This window comes from Pseudomonas sp. PAMC 26793 (assembly GCF_000313235.1).
Classification (GTDB): Bacteria; Pseudomonadota; Gammaproteobacteria; order Pseudomonadales; family Pseudomonadaceae; genus Aquipseudomonas; species Aquipseudomonas yamanorum.
On sequence record NZ_AMXG01000015.1, the window covers coordinates 146,938 to 167,733 of the forward strand.

Sequence of the window (20,796 nt, forward strand, 5' to 3'; positions counted from 1 at the left end):
CTTGTTTAGACTCCCGTCATCCCGCACATAATAAAAAGGGCTAATCATGACCACGCAACCACTGCCTGCCAGTAGTTGGCTGAACGCTCCTGCCCATCACGCCTGGCTCGCCACTGAAGGTCAGCGCCTGCTGTCATTCGCCAAGGCTTCCAAGCTGCCTGAAGGCTTCGGCAATCTCGACGATCACGGTGTTTTGCCGCCCGATGCCGTCGCCGAAACCATGAACACCGCCCGCATGACCCACAGTTTCGCCATGGCCCATAGCCTGGGCCTGCCCGGTTATGCCGACCTGGTGGAACACGGCGTCGCGGCCCTCAGCGGCCCGCTGCGCGATGCCCGGTATGGTGGTTGGTTCGCTACGCCCAATGCCAGCGATGGCAACACCGGCAAGGCCACGTACCTGCACGCCTTTGTGGCCCTGGCCGCCAGCTCGGCGGTAGTGGCCGGCGCGCCCGGCGCACAAACCTTGCTCAACGACGCGACCCACATCATCGACCAGTACTTCTGGAGCGAAGAGGAGGGCGCGATGCTCGAGTCCTTTGCCCAGGACTGGAGTGGTGTAGAAGCCTATCGCGGCGCCAACAGCAACATGCACGCCACCGAAGCGTTCCTGGCCCTGGCCGATGTCACCGGTGAAACCCGTTGGCTGGACCGTGCACTGCGCATCGTCGAACGGATTATTCATACCCATGCGGCGGAAAACCGGGACATGGTGATCGAGCATTTCGACAGCCACTGGCAACCCCTGCGCGGTTACAACGAAGACAACCCGGCCGATGGTTTTCGCCCCTACGGCATCACCCCCGGCCACGGCTTCGAGTGGGCGCGGCTGGTGTTGCACCTTGAGGCCGCGCGCCTGGATGCCGGGCTCGCCACCCCTGAGTGGCTGGTCACCGATGCCAAGGGCCTGTTCGCCAGCGCCTGCGAATATGCCTGGGCCATCGACGGCGCTCCCGGCATTGTCTATACCTTGGACTGGAGCCAGCGGCCCGTGGTGCGCGAGCGCCTGCACTGGACCCATTGCGAAGCCAGCGCCGCTGCCCAGGCGCTGCTCAAACGCACGGGTGAGCTGCATTACGAAATCTGGTACCGGCGCTTCTGGGAGTTCTGTGAAAGCCATTTCATTGACCGCACCCATGGCAGCTGGCACCACGAACTGAGCCCGAAAAACCAGCCCAGCAGCAAGATTTGGGGCGGTAAGCCGGACTTGTATCACGCCTGGCAGTCTGTCTTGCTGCCGGGTCTGCCCTTGGCACCGAGCATGGCCAGTGCCGTGGCCGCCGGGCGTTATGTCACCAAGTGGTGACATTTTGGCATCCCTTTGTTACCTGCACCTGAAAAATCCCTGTTTAAACTCGTTTGCAGCGCAAGCACCGACTTGCATGCATAACAACAAGAAAAAAGGTACTCAGATGAAAGCGATCAGTCGCCTCGCCGTAGCTATTTCCGTTGCCTCGTTGTTTCCCCTCAGTGCTTTTGCCGCCGACTCGAAAGGGACGGTTGAAGTTGTGCATTGGTGGACCTCGGGTGGCGAGAAAGCGGCAGTAGATGTCCTGAAGGCCCAAGTTGAAAAAGACGGTTTCACCTGGAAAGACGGTGCCGTCGCCGGCGGTGGTGGTTCGACTGCCATGACCGTACTGAAAAGCCGCGCCGTTGCTGGCAACCCGCCTGGCATGGCTCAGATCAAAGGCCCCGACATCCAGGAATGGGCGTCCACCGGGCTGCTCGACACCGACGTCCTCAAGGAACCCGCCAAAGAAGAGAAGTGGGACAGCCTGCTGGACAAGAAAGTCTCCGATACCGTGAAGTACGAAGGTAACTACGTGGCCGTGCCGGTGAACATTCACCGCGTCAACTGGCTGTGGATCAACCCGGAAGTCTTCAAAAAAGCCGGTATCACCAAGAACCCGACCACCCTCGAAGAATTCTACGCAGCGGGCGACAAGCTCAAGGCTGCGGGTTTCATTCCGCTCGCCCACGGTGGCCAGCCTTGGCAGGACAGCACCGTATTCGAAGCGGTCGTGCTCTCGGTCATGGGGGCTGACGGTTACAAGAAAGCCCTGGTGGACCTCGACGAAAAAGCCCTGACCGGCCCTGAAATGATCAAGTCCCTGACCGAGCTGAAGAAAGTCGCGACCTACATGGACGCCGACGGCAAGGGCCAGGACTGGAACCTCGAAGCGGCCAAAGTCATCAACGGCAAGGCCGGCATGCAGATCATGGGTGACTGGGCCAAGAGTGAATGGACCGCCGCCAAGAAAGTCGCCGGCAAAGACTACGAGTGCGTAGCCTTCCCGGGCACCGACAAGGCCTTCACCTACAACATCGACTCCCTCGCAGCCTTCAAGCAGAAAGACAAAGGCACTGCTGCCGGCCAGCAGGACATCGCCAAGGTCGTGCTGAGCGAAAACTTCCAGAAAGTCTTCAGCATCAACAAGGGCTCGATCCCGGTTCGTATCGACATGTTGCAAGACATGGGCAAATACGGCTTTGACTCCTGCGCCCAGACTGCTGCCAAGGACTTCCTGGCGGATGCCAAGACTGGCGGCCTGCAACCAAGCATGGCCCACAACATGGCAACCACGCTGGCGGTGCAAGGCGCGTTCTTTGATGTCGTGACCAACTACATCAACGACCCGAAAGCTGACCCTGCTGATACCGCGAAGAAACTCGCGGCAGCGATCAAGTCGGCCAAGTAACGGTTAGCACTGAATGGCCTTGTGGGGGGACCCCTAACCCCCACAAGGCATGTTCCTGTAGTCCTTTTTCCCTGTACTGGATTTCCCCATGAGTTCTGTTGCTGTGTTCAGCAAAGCCTCGCCGTTCGATGCACTGCAGCGCTGGCTACCCAAACTGGTGCTGGCGCCGAGCATGTTCATCGTTCTGGTGGGCTTCTATGGCTACATCCTGTGGACGTTTGTGCTGTCGTTCACTAACTCGACTTTCCTGCCGACCTACAAGTTCGTAGGCCTGGCGCAATACGTGCGCTTGTTCGACAACGACCGCTGGTGGGTCGCGAGCAAGAACCTGGCGGTGTTCGGTGGCATGTTCATCGGCATCACCCTGGTGATCGGCGTGACCCTGGCGATTTTCCTCGACCAGAAAATCCGTCGCGAAGGTTTTATCCGCACCATTTACCTGTACCCGATGGCGCTCTCGATGATCGTTACCGGTACGGCCTGGAAATGGCTGCTCAACCCGGGCATGGGCCTGGACAAATTGCTGCGTGACTGGGGCTGGGAAGGCTTTCGCCTGGACTGGCTGATCGACCCGGACCGTGTGGTGTACTGCCTGGTGATCGCCGCTGTGTGGCAAGCCTCGGGCTTCATCATGGCGATGTTCCTCGCCGGCCTGCGCGGTGTTGATCAATCGATCATCCGTGCCGCGCAGATCGACGGCGCGAGCATGCCGCGCATCTACTGGAAAGTGGTGCTGCCAAGCCTGCGCCCGGTGTTCTTCAGTGCGGTAATGATCCTGGCGCACATCGCGATCAAGAGTTTCGACCTGGTGGCGGCAATGACGGCGGGTGGTCCGGGTTACTCCTCCGACCTGCCGGCGATGTTCATGTACTCCTTCACCTTCAGCCGTGGCCAGATGGGCATGGGTTCGGCCAGTGCGATTCTTATGCTCGGTGCGATTCTCGCAATCATCGTGCCTTACCTGTACTCCGAGCTAAGGACCAAGCGTAATGACTAGTCTCGCCGGCAAACCTGCCATCAGCCTGAGCCGCGTCGCGATCTACGCGGTGCTGATCCTCGCTGTCCTGCTTTACCTGGTGCCGTTGGTGGTCATGTTGCTGACCAGCTTCAAGACCCCGGAAGACATCAGCACCGGCAACCTGCTGAGCTGGCCCACCGTGATCACCGGCATTGGCTGGGTGAAAGCCTGGGCCACGGTTGACGGCTACTTCTGGAACTCGATCAAGATCACCGTTCCGGCGGTACTGATCTCTACCGGCATCGGTGCGCTGAACGGCTACGTGCTGTCGATGTGGCGTTTCCGCGGTTCGCAGTTGTTCTTCGGCCTGTTGCTGTTCGGCTGCTTCCTGCCGTTCCAGACCGTGCTGCTGCCAGCCTCGTTCACCCTCGGCAAGATGGGCCTGGCCAGTACCACCACCGGCCTGGTGTTCGTGCACATCGTCTACGGACTGGCCTTTACTACACTGTTCTTCCGTAACTACTACGTCAGCATTCCCGATGCACTGGTGAAAGCGGCACGCCTGGATGGTGCGGGGTTCTTCACGATCTTCCGCCTGATCATCCTGCCGATGTCGACACCCATCATCATGGTGTGCCTGATCTGGCAGTTCACGCAGATCTGGAACGACTTCCTGTTCGGTGTGGTGTTCTCCAGCGGTGATTCGCAGCCCATCACGGTGGCGCTGAACAACCTGGTCAACACCAGTACCGGGGTCAAGGAATATAACGTTGATATGGCGGCGGCGATGATCGCTGGGCTGCCGACCCTGCTGGTCTATGTGGTCGCAGGCAAGTATTTCGTGCGCGGCCTGACGGCCGGTGCGGTCAAGGGGTAATCATGGCAACGCTTGAACTTCGTAACGTAAACAAGACCTACGGTACCGGCCTGCCGGACACCCTGAAGAACATCGAACTGTCGATCAAGGAGGGTGAGTTCCTGATCCTGGTCGGGCCTTCGGGTTGCGGTAAGTCGACCCTGATGAACTGCATCGCCGGCCTGGAAAACATCACCGGCGGCGCGATCATGATCGGCGACCAGGACGTCAGCGGCATGAGCCCCAAGGATCGCGACATCGCCATGGTGTTTCAGTCCTACGCGCTGTACCCGACCATGAGCGTGCGCGAGAATATCGAATTCGGCCTGAAAATCCGCAAGATGCCCCAGGCGGCGATCGACGAAGAAGTGGCACGGGTGGCCAAGCTGCTGCAGATCGAGCACCTGCTCAATCGCAAGCCGGGCCAGCTCTCCGGCGGCCAGCAACAGCGTGTGGCCATGGGCCGTGCGCTGGCGCGTCGTCCGAAGATCTACCTGTTCGACGAACCACTGTCCAACCTCGACGCCAAGCTGCGGGTCGAGATGCGTACTGAAATGAAGCTGATGCACCAGCGTCTGAAAACCACCACCGTCTACGTCACTCACGATCAGATCGAAGCGATGACCCTGGGCGACAAAGTGGCGGTGATGAAGGACGGCATCATCCAGCAGTTCGGCACGCCGAAAGAGATCTACAACGACCCGGCGAACCTGTTCGTGGCGAGCTTCATCGGTTCGCCGCCGATGAACTTCATTCCACTGCGCCTGCAACGCAAGGACGGCCGCCTGGTGGCGCTGCTGGACAGCGGCCAGGCCCGCTGTGAGTTGCCGTTGAACATGAACGATGCCGGTCTTGAAGACCGCGAAGTGATCCTGGGCCTGCGCCCGGAGCAGATCGTACTGGCCGCCGCTGAAGCCACCGGCGCGCCGACCATTCGGGCTGAAGTGCAAGTCACCGAGCCGACCGGTCCGGACACCCTGGTGTTCGTGCAAATCAATGACACCAAGGTCTGCTGCCGCCTGGCGCCCGATGTGGCGCCGCAAGTGGGCGAGACCCTGACCTTGCAGTTCGACCCGGCCAAGGTGTTGCTGTTCGACGCCAAGACCGGCGAGCGCCTGGGCACTGCCGCTTCGTTGCCGGCACAGGACCGTGCGGACAACGTTGCTCAATTCAAGGGACGCTGAAGTTTCAAATGATGTGTAGGGGCTTTTGTGAGAGTCCTGCTCTCACAAAGAAGTAAACCGCGTTAGATAAAAACAGTTAATAACAATAAAGACGAGGATGTAGGGATGAAAAAGCACCACAACAACACCCGGCTGTTCTGCCAACTGTCAGCAGCAGCAGCCCTGGTACTGTCCGCCAATGCGATGGCGGACGACGCTTTCAGCGCCGACTCCAAGTGGATGACCGGTGATTGGGGCGGCGAACGTACCAAACTGATCGAGCAAGGTATCGACATCAAGGCGGATTACGTCGGTGAAGTCGGTGCCAACCTCGGCGGCGGCTACAACAACGACAAGACTGCCCGTTACGCTGACCAGTTCGGTTTGGGCGTGGCACTGGACCTGCAAAAGCTGTGGGGCTGGGATAACACCCAGGCCAAGATCCAGTTGACCAATCGTAATGGCGCAAACATCTCCAACGACCGTATCGGTGACCCGCGTGCCGGCACCTTGAGTTCGTCTCAAGAAGTCGACGGCCGAGGCCACATGGTGCGTCTGACCCAGTTCTGGGTTCAGCACCAGATGTTCGACAACAAGCTGGACGTGAAACTCGGTTACTTCGGTGAAGGCGAAGACTTCAACACCTTCCCGTGCGACTTCCAGAACCTGTCGTTCTGTGGCTCCCAGGTCGGTAACTATGTAAACACCTGGTACAACTGGCCAGTCGCCCAAGCCGCTATTCGGGTGAAGTACAACATCACGCCTGAGCTGTATGCGCAAATCGGTGCATACAACCAGAACCCATCGCAACTGGAGCACGGCAACGGCTTCAAGCTCAGCGGCAGCGGCACCAAGGGCACCGTGATTCCGGTGGAATTGGTTTGGTCGCCTAAGGTCAATGGCCTGCCGGGCGAATACCGTGTGGGTTACTACAAGAGCGCCGCGGACGCCAACGACGTACTTAAAGATGTTAATGGCAACGATGCAGCCACCACTGGGGCCGCCTACCGTGTGCGCAGCAGCAAAAGCGGCTATTGGGGCGTCGTGCAACAGCAACTCACTACCCACAATGGCGACGCTTCCCGCGGCTTGAACATCGCAGCCAACGCCACCTTCCACGACAAAGACACCAACCTGGTCGACAACTACCAGTCGGTGATGCTGGTGTACAAGGGCCCATTCGACGCGCGTACCAAAGATGACGTAGGTATCGGTGTGTCCCGTATCCACGCCAACAGCGACGTGAAGAAAAACGCTGAGCTGTACAACGAAGCCAACGGTTTCACCGACTACAGCGAAGCGGGTTATGCACCGCTGCGCAACACCGAGTACAACGTTGAACTGAACTACGGCATCCACGTCACCAACTGGCTGACCGTGCGTCCTAACCTGCAATACATCGCCAACCCAGGTGGTGTTAAGCAAGTCGACAACGCGGTAGTAGCGGGCCTGAAAATTCAGTCTACGTTCTAACGTTGTTGCGATAAGCTCCTTCTCTCTGTGCGCATTTTGCGGGTAGCCATGGCTATCCGCTTTTTTTTGTGTGGGAGCTGGCTTGCCTGCGATGCGAGCCCCGCGGTGTATCTGGCACACCGAGGCGATGCCATCGCAGGCAAGCCAGCACCTGCAAGGATATTCAGGACCGTGGCACATGCATGAGCATCCGCTGCAACGCTTTTTCAAATCCCTGCGCGAGCGGCCGGTATTCGCCTGGGAGCGCTTCCAGATGCGCGATGTACTGGTGATCGATCACCCGCTCTGCCAGGCGGTGTTCAGTCGCCAGGGCGCGCAATTGCTGCACTTTCAGCCCACGGGCCAGAAACCCTGGCTGTGGTGCGCGGCCAAGTGGCCGCAGGTCGGCGCCATCCGTGGCGGCGTGCCGGTGTGTTGGCCATGGTATGGCCGTCATCCCAGCGAAAACGCCTGGCCATCCCATGGTTGGGCGCGGCTGATCGACTGGAAACTGCTGGACAGCAGCACCGACGACGACGGCGTGCGGTTGCACTGGCAATTGCAGTTATGTGATTGGCAGGTGGACCTGCACGCGCACCTGGGGGAAACCCTGGAACTGCGCCTGGCCACCGAGCACCAGGATGAGCTGCCGTGCCAACTGAGCCATGCGTTGCACGCCTATTGGCGGATTGGCAACGTGGGTGAGGTAGCGCTGTCTGGGCTGGATGGCGCGCAGGGCTACGACCAGCTCAATCGCCAGGCGTGCCAGCAGGAAGGTGAGTTGCGGGTGGATGGCGGCTGTCAGCGAGTGTTCCAGCACGAGGGCGAATTGCACCTCAAGGACCACGCCTGGCAGCGCGAGCTGTGCATCGATACCGGTGAGAGTGCCGACACGGTGGTGTGGCATCCGGGCAGCCGGCCGTTGCTGGGGGTGAGCTTCAACGAGGCTTCGGGGTTTGTGTGTGTAGAGTCGGCGATGGCTGCCGCGAGCCTGGCGCCGGGGGAGAGGGCGCATTTGAGTTTGCAGGCCAGGGCGGGGGCCTGATCCGGAAGTTCCGGTGTTGCTGATGCCGCTTTCGCGAGCAAGCCCGCTCCCACATTCGACTGCATTCCAAAAGTGGAACTCGGTCTAATGTGGGAGCGGGCTTGCTCGCGAAGAGGCCGGCACAGCCCCAGTAGATTCGGGCCTAGTTGAATTCATCCCCAACCGGATACCGGCTGTCGTTCAAACTCTCCTTGATCTTGCGCAAGTGCGGTTGGAAATCCACCCCGCGACGCAAGGTCATGCCCGTCGCCAGGACGTCCAGCACCGTCAACTGAATGATCCGCGAGGTCATCGGCATGTAGATGTCGGTGTCTTCCGGCAACGGAATGTTCAGGCTCACCGTGCTGACCTTGGCCAGCGGTGAGTTCTCGGCGGTCACCCCCAGTACCGAGGCGCCGTTCTCCCGCGCAATACGCGCCACTTCCACCAGTTCACGGGTACGCCCGGTGTAGGAAATGATCACGAACAATTCCCCGGTGTGGGCCACCGAGGCGATCATCCGCTGCATCAACACATCGGCATGGGCCGTGACCGACAGGTTGAAACGGAAAAACTTGTGCAGGGCATCCATGGCCACCGGCGCCGAAGCCCCCAGGCCAAAGAAGTGGATCTGCCGGGCCTGGATCAGCAGGTCGACGGCCTTGCTGATCAGGTTCGGGTCCAGGGCCTGGCAGGCGCTGTCGAGGGACGCGATGGCACTGCCGAAGATCTTCTGGGTGTAGGCCTCCGGGTTATCATCGGCCTCCACCGCGCGGCTGACATACGCCGCGCCACTGGCCAGGCTTTGCGCCAGCTGCAATTTAAGTTCAGGGTAACCACTCACGCCGAACGAGCGGCAGAAGCGGTTCACCGTAGGTTCGCTGACCGAAGCGGCCTGGGCGAGGGCGGCGATAGAGAAGCGGGTCGCCTGCTGCGGGTTGAGCAGGATGACCTCGGCGACTTTACGTTCAGCCTTGTTCAATTCATCGAGGCGTTTCTGGATCTGTTCCAGTAGATTTCGCACGCGGTCCATTCATGTTTCCTTAGGGCGACGATGCAAATAAGGGTCGTCAACCAATCGACGAGCGGCCCTTTGCGGTGGCCTATCCTACTGAGGGTAGTTGAACACCACCACTCGGAATACGTTTTTCGGGAAAATGTTGTGGTTATTACTACATTTTTCCTTGAGTGATGCCTTAAAAAAAGGTATTTGTAGCTTAACTTGATAAAAGAACAAATATCATGCCTTCGATAACCGTAGAACCCTGCACCTTTGCCCTGTTTGGCGCCTTGGGTGATCTGGCGCTGCGCAAGTTATTTCCTGCCCTCTATCAACTCGATGGTGCCGGTCTCCTGCACGAAGACACGCGCATCCTGGCCCTGGCCCGTGAGGCCGGTTCCGAGCAACAGCACCTGGCTCACATCGAAAAAGAATTGCGTAGCTACGTTGGCAAGGAACTGGACGAAACCGTCGCCCAGCGCTTCCTGGCCCGTCTGACGTACCTGCACGTCGACTTCCTGAAGGCTGATGACTACGTCGCCCTGGCGGAAAAAGCCGGCACCGAACAACGCCTGATTGCCTACTTCGCCACCCCGGCGGCGGTGTATGGCGCGATCTGCGAGAACCTGTCCAAGGTCGGCCTGGCGGAAAACACCCGGGTCGTCCTGGAAAAACCCATCGGCTCGGACCTGGATTCCTCGCGCAAGGTCAACGACGCCGTGGCGCAGTTTTTCCCGGAAAACCGCACCTACCGCATCGACCACTACCTTGGCAAAGAAACCGTCCAGAACCTGATCGCCCTGCGATTTGCCAACAGCCTGTTTGAAACCCAGTGGAACCAGAACTACATCTCCCACGTGGAAATCACCGTGGCCGAGCAGGTAGGCATCGAAGGTCGCTGGGGCTATTTCGACAAGGCCGGGCAACTGCGGGACATGATCCAGAACCACCTGCTGCAGCTGCTGTGCCTGATCGCCATGGACCCGCCGGCCGACCTGTCTGCCGACAGTATTCGTGACGAGAAGGTCAAGGTGCTCAAGGCCCTGGCGCCTATCAGCCCGGACGGCCTGACCACCCAGGTGGTGCGCGGCCAGTACATCGCCGGCTATACCGCCGGCAAGCCGGTGCCGGGTTACCTGGAAGAAGAGAATTCCAACACCCAGAGCGACACCGAAACCTTCGTCGCCCTGCGTGCCGATATCCGTAACTGGCGTTGGGCCGGGGTGCCGTTCTATCTGCGTACCGGCAAGCGCATGCCGCAAAAGCTGTCGCAGATCGTCATCCACTTCAAGGAACCGTCCCACTACATCTTCGCCCCGGAGCAGCGCTTGCAGATCAGCAACAAACTGATCATCCGACTGCAACCGGACGAAGGGATTTCCTTGCGGGTGATGACCAAGGAACAGGGCCTGGACAAGGGCATGCAACTGCGCAGCGGCCCGCTGCAACTGAATTTTTCCGACACCTATCGCAGCGCACGGATTCCCGATGCCTACGAGCGTTTGTTGTTGGAAGTCATGCGTGGCAACCAGAACCTGTTTGTGCGCAAAGATGAAATCGAAGCCGCGTGGAAGTGGTGTGACCAGTTGATCGCCGGGTGGAAAAAATCCGGTGATGCGCCCAAGCCGTATGCGGCGGGGTCCTGGGGGCCGATGAGCTCGATTGCACTGATCACGCGGGACGGGAGGTCTTGGTATGGCGATATCTGATTTGAAACTGCCTCAGGGCGTGACGGCCCATGAGTACCGCAACCCGGTGCTGCTGGCCGATGGCTTGGCCAATGACGTGGCCGAACAACTGCGCGCGGCCATCAGTGCCCGTGGCGAAGCGACCCTGGTGGTATCCGGTGGCCGCAGCCCGGTGGCGTTCTTCCAGAACCTCGCCAAGCAAGGCCTGGACTGGTCCAAGGTGACCATCACCCTGGCGGATGAGCGCTGGGTGCCGGTGGAACATGCCGACAGCAATGCCGGCCTGTTGAAGAAGTATTTGCTGCAAGGCCCGGCGGCCAAGGCGAAGTTCCTGAGCCTGTACAGCGTGGCCGCCACCCTTGATGACGCTGCCGAGCAGGCTGATCGCCTGTTGGCCGAGTTGCCGGCGATTGACGTGCTGGTGCTGGGCATGGGCGACGACGGCCACACCGCGTCGCTGTTCCCCAACAGCCCGAACCTGGCTGAAGCGCTGAAGCCCGATGGCAGCCGTCGTTGCTGGCCGATGCTGGCGCCGACCGTGCCGCACCAGCGCCTGACCATGAGTCGCGCGTTGCTGGCTACCGCCCACTACACCGTGCTGTCGATTTCCGGCGGTTCGAAATTGACCACCTTGAGCGCCGCGCTGGCCAGTGACGACGTTGCTGCCATGCCGATACGCGCGTTTTTGCAACCTACTTTAGAGATTTACTGGTGCCCATGAGCCAAGGATCAGCCGCGATGAACAGCCCTCAACCTACCGTTTCCATGGCGGACAAAGTTGCCTTGATCGACAGCCTCTGCGCCAAGGCGCGGATCCTGCCGGTGATCACCATTGCCCGTGAACAGGACATTCTGCCTCTGGCCGATGCCCTGGCTGCCGGTGGTTTGACCGCACTGGAAGTGACCCTGCGTTCGCAGTTCGGCCTCAAGGCCATCCAGGTGCTGCGTGAGCAGCGTCCGGAGCTGTGCACCGGTGCCGGTACCGTGCTGGATCGCCATATGCTGGAAGCGGCCGAAGTGGCCGGTTCGCAATTTATCGTCACCCCCGGGATTACCCGTGACCTGCTGGAAGCCTCGGTACACAGCTCGATTCCGCTGTTGCCGGGCATCAGCAACGCCTCCGGGATCATGGAAGGTTATGGCCTGGGTTATCGCCGCTTCAAACTGTTCCCGGCTGAGGTCAGCGGTGGCGTGGCGGCGATCAAGGCCTTGGGTGGCCCGTTTGGCGAAGTGAAATTCTGCCCGACTGGCGGCGTAGGCCCGGCCAACATCAAGAGCTACATGGCCTTGAAGAATGTGATGTGCGTGGGCGGTAGCTGGATGCTGGACCCAGAGTGGGTCAAGAACGGCGACTGGGCACGTATCCAGGAAACCACCGCCGAGGCGCTGGCCCTGCTGGACTGATTGGATTTACCGAATCGTTGTTGCTGTGTTCTACGGCATTTTTGCGGCGCACTTGGTCGGTGTGCCGCTTTTTTTTGCCTGCGGAAAATGGTCCACTCCCACTGTAGGAGCGAGCTTGCTCGCGAAAAAACCGAGAGCACCGCTGGGTGTCAGGTTTCCCGTGTCATCGTTAACGACCTTCGCGAGCAAGCTCGCTCCTACAGTGATATCGCGCTCAGTTCGGTGATGGCTTTGATCAGCACATGAATGTCTGCCGCTGACGTCAAAAAGCCCGGTGTTACCCGAATACAACTGCCGAACGACGCCCCGCTGCGGGTTGTGGTGAAGAGGTTGTATTCCTTGAGCAGTCGGTCCGCCATCACCTGCTGATCCGGCTGATGAGTGAACTTGAACGACGTAATCGCGCAATACAGCCGTGGATCATCCGGCGTCAGTACCTCGATTCCCGGCAACTGCCGCACCTCGTTCACCCACAAGTCCCGCAGGTAGTTGAGACGGGCGCCCTTGGCCTTTGAGCCGCCCAACAAGCGATGTTCTTCGAACACCAGCGGCAAGGTCATCAACGCCGGGAAATTCGGTGTGCTGTACGGTGTACGGGCCCGTACATCGGTGATGGGGTAGTGAAACTCACCCGTGTCCGGATCAATGTCCGCCAAGCGCTGTGGGTCGATGTAGATAAAGCCCAGGGTCAATGGCGCGCCAATCCACTTGTGCAGGTTGAAACCGGCAAACGCGATACCCAACTGCGCCAGGTTGAACTCGATCTGCCCCAGCGCATGGGCGCCATCCAGGATCACATCAATTCCGTGTTCTTTGGCCGCGCTGGCAACCGCTTCCACCGGCATCACCAGTCCGGTGCGGTGGGTGACGTAGGTCAGTGCCAGCAGCTTGAGCCGCGGGTAGCGCACGAAGGCATCGCTATACGTCTGCACCAGGCTGTAGAAGCTGGCCGGGTGTTCGTGGGCAATCTCGATCACTTCTACGCCACGATTCTGCGCCAGCCAGCGCATGGCGCCCTTGACGGTGTCGTACTCCAGGTCGCTGATCAGCACCTGGTCGCCGGGCTGCAAGCGGTTGTAGTTACGGATCAGCGACTGCAACGCATCCGAGGCGCAACGGGTGAGCGCGATGGCTTCAGGATCGGCGTCCATCAATTGCGCCAACTGGTTACGGATCTCGACGTTCTCGCCCTGCTCGAAACGCTGGCGCACATGGATCGAGTTGCTGCGGTTGATGAAGGCGACGTTGTCCTGATACTGCTGCAGTACCGCGCGGCTCATGCGCCCGAAGTAACCGTTTTCGAGGTTGATCGGGCCGGGCTCCAGGTCGTAGCGCTGGGCGATGGCGTGCCAGTGTTGTTCGTCGCGGGTACTGTCCATGTGCGTGCTCGATTAATGACGAGGGGCAGGCTTGCCGTGTTTGGCGCGAAGGGGTTCCAGCAATTCGGATAAGCCGTTGTGGTCGATTTCCTGCATCAGGGCCAGCAACCCGCCCAGCTCGCCGTGGGGGAAGCCTTCACGGGCAAACCAGTTCAGGTAGGGGCCGGGCAGGTCGGCAATGATCCGACCCTTGTACTTGCCGAAGGGCATTTCGCGGGTGATCAGCAATTCAAGTTTTTCAGGATTCATTGGGGCTTCAGGTGTTTGAGTCGATGCCTTGGAAAATACAGGCATTCTGCATGGAGGCCAAATGACAGATCATGCAAATAAAGCGGATACAGATTTTTGGTTAATTTATAACTTGTTGAAATATAAGAATTAAATTGTTTTTCAAAACCTGGCACGGGCGCTGCAATTACTAAGACACGTTTCTTAACCCGCGAAGGAATTGAAAAATGACTGATATCAACAAAGAATCGATCTCCGTACTGAATGACCTGATCGAGACCAGCAAGGACGGCCAGGAAGGCTTCAAGACCTGCGCAGAAGACATCAAGCATCCAGAGCTCAAAGCCCTGTTTGCCAAGCGTTCCGCTGATTGCGCCACCGCCGCTGCCGAACTGCAGACCGCCGTTAAAGCCCTGGGTGGCGATCCGGAAAAATCCGGTAGCGTCGCCGGTGCCTTGCACCGTGGCTGGGTCGACGTGAAGTCGATGGTCACCGGTAAAGACGAAGAGGCTGTACTGAACGAAGCCGAGCGCGGTGAAGACCACGCACTGAAGGCTTACAAAGAAGCGATCGAGAAGATCAACAAGCACAACCTGCTGGGCATTCGTGACCTGGTGGAGCGTCAGTTCCACGGCGCGCAACGTAACCACGACCAGGTGAAAGCCCTTCGTAACCAGGCACGCGCTCAGTCTTGAGCCCCGCCTGAATGAAAAAGCCCCGCCGATGCGGGGCTTTTTCATGGGCGATTAGTCAGCCGATGCTGATGGCCGGCAATTCGGTCAAGGTCACGGTCTGCTGCTTGCGCGGCGCGAGGATCTCGGCCTCACCGTCCACCACCAACTCATCGCGCTGGTTGAACACGCGGGTGGCGATGCGCACACGGAATTTCGGCAGCTTCTCCAGGATTTCCAGACGCACGGTCAGGGTGTCGCCGATTTTGACCGGCTTCTGGAAGGTCATTTGCTGGCCGATGTAGATCGTGCCGGGCCCGGGCAACTCGCACGCTACCGCTGCGCTGATCAGGGCGCCGCTGAACATGCCGTGGGCAATGCGCTCCTTGAACATGGTCGCCTTGGCGAATTCGGCGTCCAAATGCACCGGGTTGTGGTCGCCGGACATCGCTGCGAACAACTGGATATCGCGTTCTTCGACGGTCTTGCTGTAGCTGGCGGTCTGGCCGACTTCGAGGGCTTCGTAAGGCGTGTTGGTAACCTGGGTCATCAGATGCTGCATCCTGTGGCTAATCGATAAACTTAATGTATTGATTTTAAACGAAAAATCATTCGCAGCGAGTAGGGCGGCGCAGTACTGCTGCCTGGGCCAGCCACGCCAGCACATCGGCTGTGACCGCATCACGGTTGGTTTCGTTGAATAATTCGTGGCGCGCCTGCGGATAAATGCTCAGCTCCAGATTCTGGCAGCCGGCTTCGCGCAACGCGTTGGCCAGACTTTTGAGACGCTTGCCTTCACTGACCGGATCACATTCTCCACCCATTATCAGGATCGGCAGGCCCGGATCGATCTGAGCGAGATTGGACGCTTTGCTGATTTGCTGCAAGCCGCCCAGCAGGTCGATCCACAGCTGGTTGGTGCAGCGAAAGCCGCAGAGTGGGTCGTTGACGTACTTGTCGACCTCCGCTGGGTCGCGGCTGAGCCAGTCGAAAGCGGTGCGATTGGGTTTGAACGCTTTGTTGAACGATCCAAATGACAGGAAATCAATCAGCGCGCTGCGCCCGCGCAAGCCCTGGCGCAGGCGTTCGACGTGGGCAATCACCTTGGCCGCGCCGTACAGCGCCACCGGCTGGAAGTTCGAGCCGCTGAGAATCGCCCCATTGAGGCTGGCGCTGTGGTGCAGCAGATACGCCTGGGCGATGTAGCTGCCCATGCTATGCCCCAGCAGGATGATCGGCACGCCCGGCGCCTGCTGGCCGATGTGCTGATTGAGGCTCGCCAGGTCACCCACCACTTTGTTCCAGCCGTCTTTCTCGGCGAACAGCCCCAGGGTGCCCTCGTCGGCGGTACGCCCGTGGCCGCGCTGGTCGGGGGCGTACAGGCCATAACCGGCGTCACACAATGCCTGGGCCAGGCGCCCATAGCGGCCACTGTGCTCGGCCATGCCGTGGGCCAGCATGATCAGAGCCTTGGGCGGCCCGTCGGGTAGCCATTGGTTGACGTACACCCGACTACGGTCATTCGCGGTCAGCCAGAAAGTGGTGTGGTTCATGGCGCTTCCTTTGCTCAGGGTCGTTGCAGTGTATCGCTCAATTGCCTCGGGCCGCTGGATCAGTGCTGGCCTTGGCGGGGAGATTCACGCAATCAATGACGCATCTTGTTGTATTTGCCTGATTGACCATAGCTGCTAACGTCCCCAAAGCTCCGCTTTCATTGCAATCAAAAGCGGCCGGACCACTCAGGTAAGAGGACAAGAATAATGCAACCTGATTTCTGGAATGACAAACGCGCGGCCGGGGTGCCCAGCGAGATCGACCTGAGCGCCTACAAGTCGGTGATCGAAGTCTTCGAGCGTTCCTGCAAGGCCTTTGCCGATCGTCCGGCGTTCAGCAACATGGGGATCACCCTGACGTACGCCGAGCTGGACCGGCGCAGTGCCGCGTTCGCCGGTTACCTGCAAGGGCACACCGACCTCAAGCCGGGTGACCGCATTGCGGTGCAGATGCCCAACGTCCTGCATTATCCGATTGCCGTGTTCGGCGCCCTGCGTGCCGGGCTGATCGTGGTCAACACCAATCCCCTGTACACCCCGCGGGAAATGCGTCACCAGTTCAAGGACGCCGGCATTCGTGCATTGGTGTACCTCAATCTGTTCGGCTCGCGGGTTGAAGAAGTCAGCAAAGACGCCGAGATTGAATACCTGATCGAAGCGAAAATGGGCGACTTCATGCCCGCCGCCAAGGGCTGGCTGATCAACACGGTGGTCGACAAGGTCAAGAAGATGGTCCCGGCCTATAACCTGCCCCAGGCCATCTCCTTCAAGCGTGCCCTGCGCATGGGCGCCGGCCAGGCGCTCATCCGCCACCCGGTGACCCTCGACGACATCGCCGTGCTGCAATACACCGGCGGCACCACCGGCCTGGCCAAGGGCGCCATGCTCACCCACGGCAACCTGGTGGCCAACATGCAGCAAGTGCGGGCGTGCATGTCGCAACTGGGGGACGACGGCCATCCGCTGATCAAGGAAGGGCAGGAGGTGATGGTCGCGCCGCTGCCGCTGTACCACATCTATGCCTTCACCGCGAATTGCATGTGCATGATGGTGTCCGGCAACCACAACGTGCTGATCACCAATCCCCGGGACATTGGTGGCTTTATCAAGGAGCTGAAAAAGTGGCGCTTCACCGGGATTCTGGGGCTCAACACGCTGTTTGTGGCGTTGATGGACCATCCGGATTTCAAGACCCTGGACTTCTCTCACCTCAAGCTCACCAACTCCGGCGGCACCGCGCTGGTCAAGGCGACGGCTGAGCGCTGGCAGCAACTGACCGGCTGCGCGATTGGCGAAGGCTACGGCCTCACCGAAACCTCCCCGGTGGCCAGCACCAACCCCTATGGCGGCAAATCGAAGCTGGGTACCGTGGGCATTCCGGTGCCGGGCACGGCGATGAAAGTCATCGACGACAACGGTGTGGAGTTGCCGCTGGGTGAGCGGGGCGAGTTGTGCATCAAGGGCCCGCAAGTGATGAAAGGCTACTGGCAGCAACCAGTGGCGACCGCCGAGACCCTGGACGCCGAAGGCTGGCTCAAGACCGGCGATATCGCGGTGATCGACCCGGATGGCTTTGTGCGCATCGTTGATCGCAAGAAGGATTTGATCATCGTCTCGGGGTTCAACGTGTACCCCAACGAGATCGAAGACGTGGTGATGGCGCATCCAGCGGTGGCCAGTTGCGCAGTGATCGGCGTACCGGACGAGCGTACCGGCGAGGCGGTGAAGCTGTTTGTGGTGGCCCGTGCCCAGGGCGTGAGCCTTGAAGAGCTTAAGACCTACTGCAAGGCCAACTTCACTGGCTACAAGGTGCCCAAGCACATTGTGTTGCGTGAGTCGCTGCCGATGACGCCGGTGGGCAAGATCTTGCGGCGTGAATTGCGCGACATAGCCTGATTTGAAATAAGGTCAACAAAAGTGGGAGCGGGCTTGCTCGCGAAAGTGGTGTACCAGTCGACATATCCTGTGACTGACGCTGCGCTTTCGCGAGCAAGCCCGCTCCCACATTTGGTGTTTATTCATTCAGTTTAAATGTGTAGAAGCCCATTCCAGAGCCATTTCCTGGCTTATAGAATCTTTGATCTAAAAATGACCATTAGATGTTCTTGAGTCATGTTTATGACTGTAGGGGCCTCTTTTGGCTCTAGGCGGCCTTTGGCAAAGCTGCTACTCTCGGCGCGCTTTGTGACCTCTTGGCCTGCTTTTAACCGCCAGACTCACCCAAAAACAAACAAATAATAATCGCATCAAATGCGATGAATGAATTCGCGTCGCTGAGGAGTGGGCTTCCATGATCGAAGACTTTTGGAAGGATAAGTACCCCGCCGGGATTGCTGCAGAAATCAATCCAGACGAGTATCCGAATATTCAGGCGGTACTGAAGCAGTCCTGCCAACGCTTCGCCAACAAACCGGCTTTCAGCAACCTGGGCAAGACAATCACCTACGGTGAACTGTACGAACTGTCCGGCGCCTTTGCCGCTTACCTGCAACAGCATACCGACTTGCAGCCCGGTGATCGAATCGCCGTGCAACTGCCCAATGTCCTGCAATACCCGGTCGCCGTATTCGGTGCCATCCGTGCCGGCTTGATCGTGGTCAACACCAACCCGCTGTACACCGCGCGGGAAATGGAACACCAATTCAACGACTCCGGTGCCAAGGCCCTGGTTTGCCTGGCCAACATGGCGCACCTGGCTGAAAAAGTCGTGCCCAAGACTTCCGTCAAGCACGTGATCGTCACCGAAGTCGCCGACCTGTTGCCGCCGCTCAAGCGCCTGCTGATCAACAGCGTCATCAAGTACGTGAAGAAGATGGTCCCGGCTTATCACTTGCCCAAGGCCATCAAGTTCAACGACGTCCTGGCCAAGGGCCACGGCCAGCCGGTCAACGAAGTCAGCCCCGACGCCAGCGACGTGGCCGTGCTGCAATACACCGGCGGCACCACGGGCGTGGCCAAGGGCGCGATGCTGACCCACCGCAACCTCGTCGCCAACATGCTGCAGTGCAAGGCGCTGATGGGCTCCAACCTCAATGAAGGTTGCGAGATCCTGATTACGCCGCTGCCGCTGTACCACATCTATGCCTTCACCTTTCATTGCATGGCAATGATGCTGATTGGCAACCACAACATCCTGATCAGCAACCCGCGCGACCTGTCGGCGATGGTCAAGGAACTGTCGAAGTGGAAGTTCAGCGGCTTTGTCGGCCTGAACACGCTGTTTGTTGCGCTGTGCAACAACGACGCCTTCCGCAAGCTGGATTTCTCGGCGCTGAAAGTCACCCTGTCCGGTGGCATGGCCCTGCAACTGGCGGCGGCCGAGCGCTGGAAAGCGGTCACCGGCTGCTCCATCTGCGAAGGTTACGGCATGACCGAAACCAGCCCGGTGGCCACCGTGAACCCGATCCAGAACATCCAGATCGGCACCATCGGCATCCCGGTGCCGTCGACCCTGTGCAAGGTCATCACCGATGACGGCGTCGAACTGGCGCTGGGTGAAGTGGGCGAGTTGTGCGTCAAGGGCCCGCAAGTGATGAAGGGCTACTGGCAGCGCGAAGACGCCACCGCCGAGATCCTCGACAGCGAAGGCTGGCTGAAGACCGGTGACATCGCGATCATCCAGCCCGATGGCTACATGCGCATTGTCGACCGCAAGAAGGACATGATCCTGGTCTCCGGTTTCAACGTGTACCCCAACGAGCTGGAAGACGTGCTGGCGACCCTGCCGGGCGTGCTGCAATGTGCGGCCATTGGTGTGCCGGACGAGAAGTCCGGGGAACACATCAAGATCTTCATCGTGGTCAAGCCGGGTGCCACCCTGACCAAAGACCAGGTGATGGAACACATGCGCGCCAACGTCACCGGCTACAAGGTGCCCAAGGCCGTGGAATTCCGCGATGCGCTGCCGACCACCAACGTGGGCAAGATCCTGCGTCGTGAGTTGCGGGACGAAGAACTGAAAAAGCTGGGTTTGAAGAAGTAACTCGGCCCCCAATAAAAAGCCCCGCAGATGCGGGGCTTTTTATTGAACGCTGATTTTCCCGCATTGAAATGCAATCCAAATGTGGGAGCGGGCTTGCTCGCGAATGCGGTGTGCCAGTGATATACCGGTTACTGACACACCGCATTCGCGAGCAAGCCCGCTCCCACAGTTTTTACCGTATTCCTACAGTGCGAACTGCGCGAAGCTCACACCAGCACCGGCCGGGCGTACATCCTTGAGGAACGAGTCCTTGTCTGCACTCAGCTCCAAAGTGATCTCCGGCTTGCGCTTGCCAGCATTGCGCACCACCAGCCCTTCGAGCTTCTCGCGCAAAAATACCGTCGGCACCTTCAGGTGCAGCAACTGGTCGCTTTCGGCGTTGTGCATCAACAAGTGGATCCACTCGTACTGGCCCACGGCAATCCGGCCCACCGGCAGATCGAACCACCAGATGTTGCGTTTGCGGTCCAGGTCGGTGAAGTGGCAGTTGTTGACGCCGAGTACGGCACCGCCCAGTTCCTGGTTTCTGCGGGCAATGGCCTGTGCTTTATTGAGTTTCATAACCTTCCTACGGGATCTGTTATCCAGCGCTTGCGCCTGGATGTGCCCGGCATTCTCGTGGGTTGGCCGCAAAACATAAAGCCAAACCTGTACGGCGCGATGAAATGCCGCTCAAAAAATAATTGAAACTCTCGGCAAAGGCCAAGGGTCAACGATTACGTAGTGACCAAAATCCTCG

General features: G+C 59.3%; 19 protein-coding genes and 1 pseudogene. 13 read left to right on the forward strand and 7 right to left on the reverse strand.

Annotated elements, in window-relative coordinates; translation table 11 throughout:
- Positions 1-46 precede the first annotated feature (46 nt).
- From D109_RS0103735 to D109_RS0103765, 7 genes are all read left to right on the forward strand, one after another.
- Positions 47-1,306 (forward strand): AGE family epimerase/isomerase, encoded by a 1,260-nt coding sequence (locus D109_RS0103735; protein WP_017475735.1) that lies wholly within the window; start codon positions 47-49, stop codon positions 1,304-1,306.
- Between the two features lie 106 nt (positions 1,307-1,412).
- Complete coding sequence (locus tag D109_RS0103740; protein ID WP_003213009.1) at positions 1,413-2,699, forward strand: ABC transporter substrate-binding protein; 1,287 nt, start codon at positions 1,413-1,415, stop codon at positions 2,697-2,699.
- Positions 2,700-2,787: 88 nt separating this feature from the next.
- Complete coding sequence (locus D109_RS0103745; RefSeq protein ID WP_003213011.1) at positions 2,788-3,696, forward strand: carbohydrate ABC transporter permease; 909 nt, start codon at positions 2,788-2,790, stop codon at positions 3,694-3,696.
- Positions 3,689-4,534, forward strand: a complete 846-nt coding sequence (locus tag D109_RS0103750; RefSeq protein WP_017475737.1) for a carbohydrate ABC transporter permease — start codon at positions 3,689-3,691, stop codon at positions 4,532-4,534. The genes D109_RS0103745 and D109_RS0103750 overlap by 8 nt, the downstream gene beginning before the upstream one ends.
- Before the next feature lie 2 nt (positions 4,535-4,536).
- Complete coding sequence (locus D109_RS0103755) at positions 4,537-5,697, forward strand: ABC transporter ATP-binding protein (RefSeq protein WP_017475738.1); 1,161 nt, start codon at positions 4,537-4,539, stop codon at positions 5,695-5,697.
- A gap of 105 nt (positions 5,698-5,802) precedes the next feature.
- Entirely contained in the window at positions 5,803-7,149 is a 1,347-nt protein-coding gene (locus D109_RS0103760; RefSeq protein WP_017475739.1) for a carbohydrate porin, read from the forward strand.
- A 178-nt stretch (positions 7,150-7,327) separates the two neighbouring features.
- Positions 7,328-8,173: a D-hexose-6-phosphate mutarotase gene (locus tag D109_RS0103765; protein WP_017475740.1), complete on the forward strand. Its 846-nt coding sequence runs from the start codon at positions 7,328-7,330 to the stop codon at positions 8,171-8,173.
- 142 nt (positions 8,174-8,315) lie between these two features.
- Here the strand turns inward: D109_RS0103765 and D109_RS0103770 are convergent, their stop codons facing one another.
- Positions 8,316-9,176: a MurR/RpiR family transcriptional regulator gene (locus D109_RS0103770; protein WP_172834605.1), complete on the reverse strand. Its 861-nt coding sequence runs from the start codon at positions 9,174-9,176 to the stop codon at positions 8,316-8,318.
- A 218-nt stretch (positions 9,177-9,394) separates the two neighbouring features.
- Between D109_RS0103770 and zwf the strand changes: the two genes are divergently transcribed.
- The 3 genes from zwf to D109_RS0103785 are packed head-to-tail and all read left to right on the forward strand — an operon-like array spanning position 9,395 to position 12,244.
- The gene (zwf, locus tag D109_RS0103775) at positions 9,395-10,861 is read left to right on the forward strand and encodes a glucose-6-phosphate dehydrogenase (RefSeq protein WP_017475742.1); all 1,467 of its coding nucleotides are present in this window, start codon (positions 9,395-9,397) and stop codon (positions 10,859-10,861) included.
- On the forward strand, positions 10,848-11,561 hold the full coding sequence (gene pgl / locus D109_RS0103780) for a 6-phosphogluconolactonase (protein WP_017475743.1): 714 nt from the start codon (positions 10,848-10,850) through the stop codon (positions 11,559-11,561). Before zwf ends, pgl begins: the two co-directional genes overlap by 14 nt.
- Before the next feature lie 17 nt (positions 11,562-11,578).
- Entirely contained in the window at positions 11,579-12,244 is a 666-nt protein-coding gene (locus D109_RS0103785; protein WP_003213027.1) for a bifunctional 4-hydroxy-2-oxoglutarate aldolase/2-dehydro-3-deoxy-phosphogluconate aldolase, read from the forward strand.
- A gap of 99 nt (positions 12,245-12,343) precedes the next feature.
- On the opposite strand, the pseudogene D109_RS1000000134805 reads toward D109_RS0103785, so the two are convergent.
- The 3 genes and pseudogenes from D109_RS1000000134805 to D109_RS0103795 all read right to left on the reverse strand — a co-directional run.
- Positions 12,344-12,451, reverse strand: a pseudogene (locus tag D109_RS1000000134805) (outer membrane lipoprotein carrier protein LolA); the annotation flags it as partial.
- A complete protein-coding gene (locus D109_RS0103790) occupies positions 12,442-13,623 on the reverse strand; it encodes an aminotransferase class V-fold PLP-dependent enzyme (RefSeq protein WP_017475744.1) in 1,182 nt (393 codons plus the stop codon). The pseudogene D109_RS1000000134805 and the gene D109_RS0103790, both read right to left, overlap by 10 nt.
- Before the next feature lie 12 nt (positions 13,624-13,635).
- A complete protein-coding gene (locus D109_RS0103795) occupies positions 13,636-13,872 on the reverse strand; it encodes a DUF3820 family protein (protein WP_003213031.1) in 237 nt (78 codons plus the stop codon).
- A gap of 206 nt (positions 13,873-14,078) precedes the next feature.
- Between D109_RS0103795 and D109_RS0103800 the strand changes: the two genes are divergently transcribed.
- Positions 14,079-14,546: a PA2169 family four-helix-bundle protein gene (locus D109_RS0103800; protein WP_017475745.1), complete on the forward strand. Its 468-nt coding sequence runs from the start codon at positions 14,079-14,081 to the stop codon at positions 14,544-14,546.
- 55 nt (positions 14,547-14,601) lie between these two features.
- Here D109_RS0103800 and D109_RS0103805 read toward each other — a convergent pair whose 3' ends face one another.
- Positions 14,602-15,072, reverse strand: coding sequence for a MaoC family dehydratase (locus tag D109_RS0103805; protein WP_003213034.1), 471 nt, complete (start codon positions 15,070-15,072; stop codon positions 14,602-14,604).
- A gap of 58 nt (positions 15,073-15,130) precedes the next feature.
- A complete protein-coding gene (locus D109_RS0103810; RefSeq protein WP_017475746.1) occupies positions 15,131-16,075 on the reverse strand; it encodes an alpha/beta hydrolase in 945 nt (314 codons plus the stop codon).
- Between the two features lie 207 nt (positions 16,076-16,282).
- Between D109_RS0103810 and fadD2 the strand changes: the two genes are divergently transcribed.
- Together fadD2 and fadD1 are read left to right on the forward strand one after the other, a co-directional pair.
- Complete coding sequence (fadD2, locus tag D109_RS0103815) at positions 16,283-17,971, forward strand: long-chain-fatty-acid--CoA ligase FadD2 (RefSeq protein WP_017475747.1); 1,689 nt, start codon at positions 16,283-16,285, stop codon at positions 17,969-17,971.
- A 394-nt stretch (positions 17,972-18,365) separates the two neighbouring features.
- Positions 18,366-20,057 (forward strand): long-chain-fatty-acid--CoA ligase FadD1, encoded by a 1,692-nt coding sequence (gene fadD1, locus D109_RS0103820; RefSeq protein ID WP_017475748.1) that lies wholly within the window; start codon positions 18,366-18,368, stop codon positions 20,055-20,057.
- A 183-nt stretch (positions 20,058-20,240) separates the two neighbouring features.
- Here fadD1 and D109_RS0103825 read toward each other — a convergent pair whose 3' ends face one another.
- Positions 20,241-20,618 (reverse strand): hypothetical protein, encoded by a 378-nt coding sequence (locus tag D109_RS0103825; RefSeq protein ID WP_003213043.1) that lies wholly within the window; start codon positions 20,616-20,618, stop codon positions 20,241-20,243.
- Between the last annotated feature and the right edge of the window lie 178 nt (positions 20,619-20,796).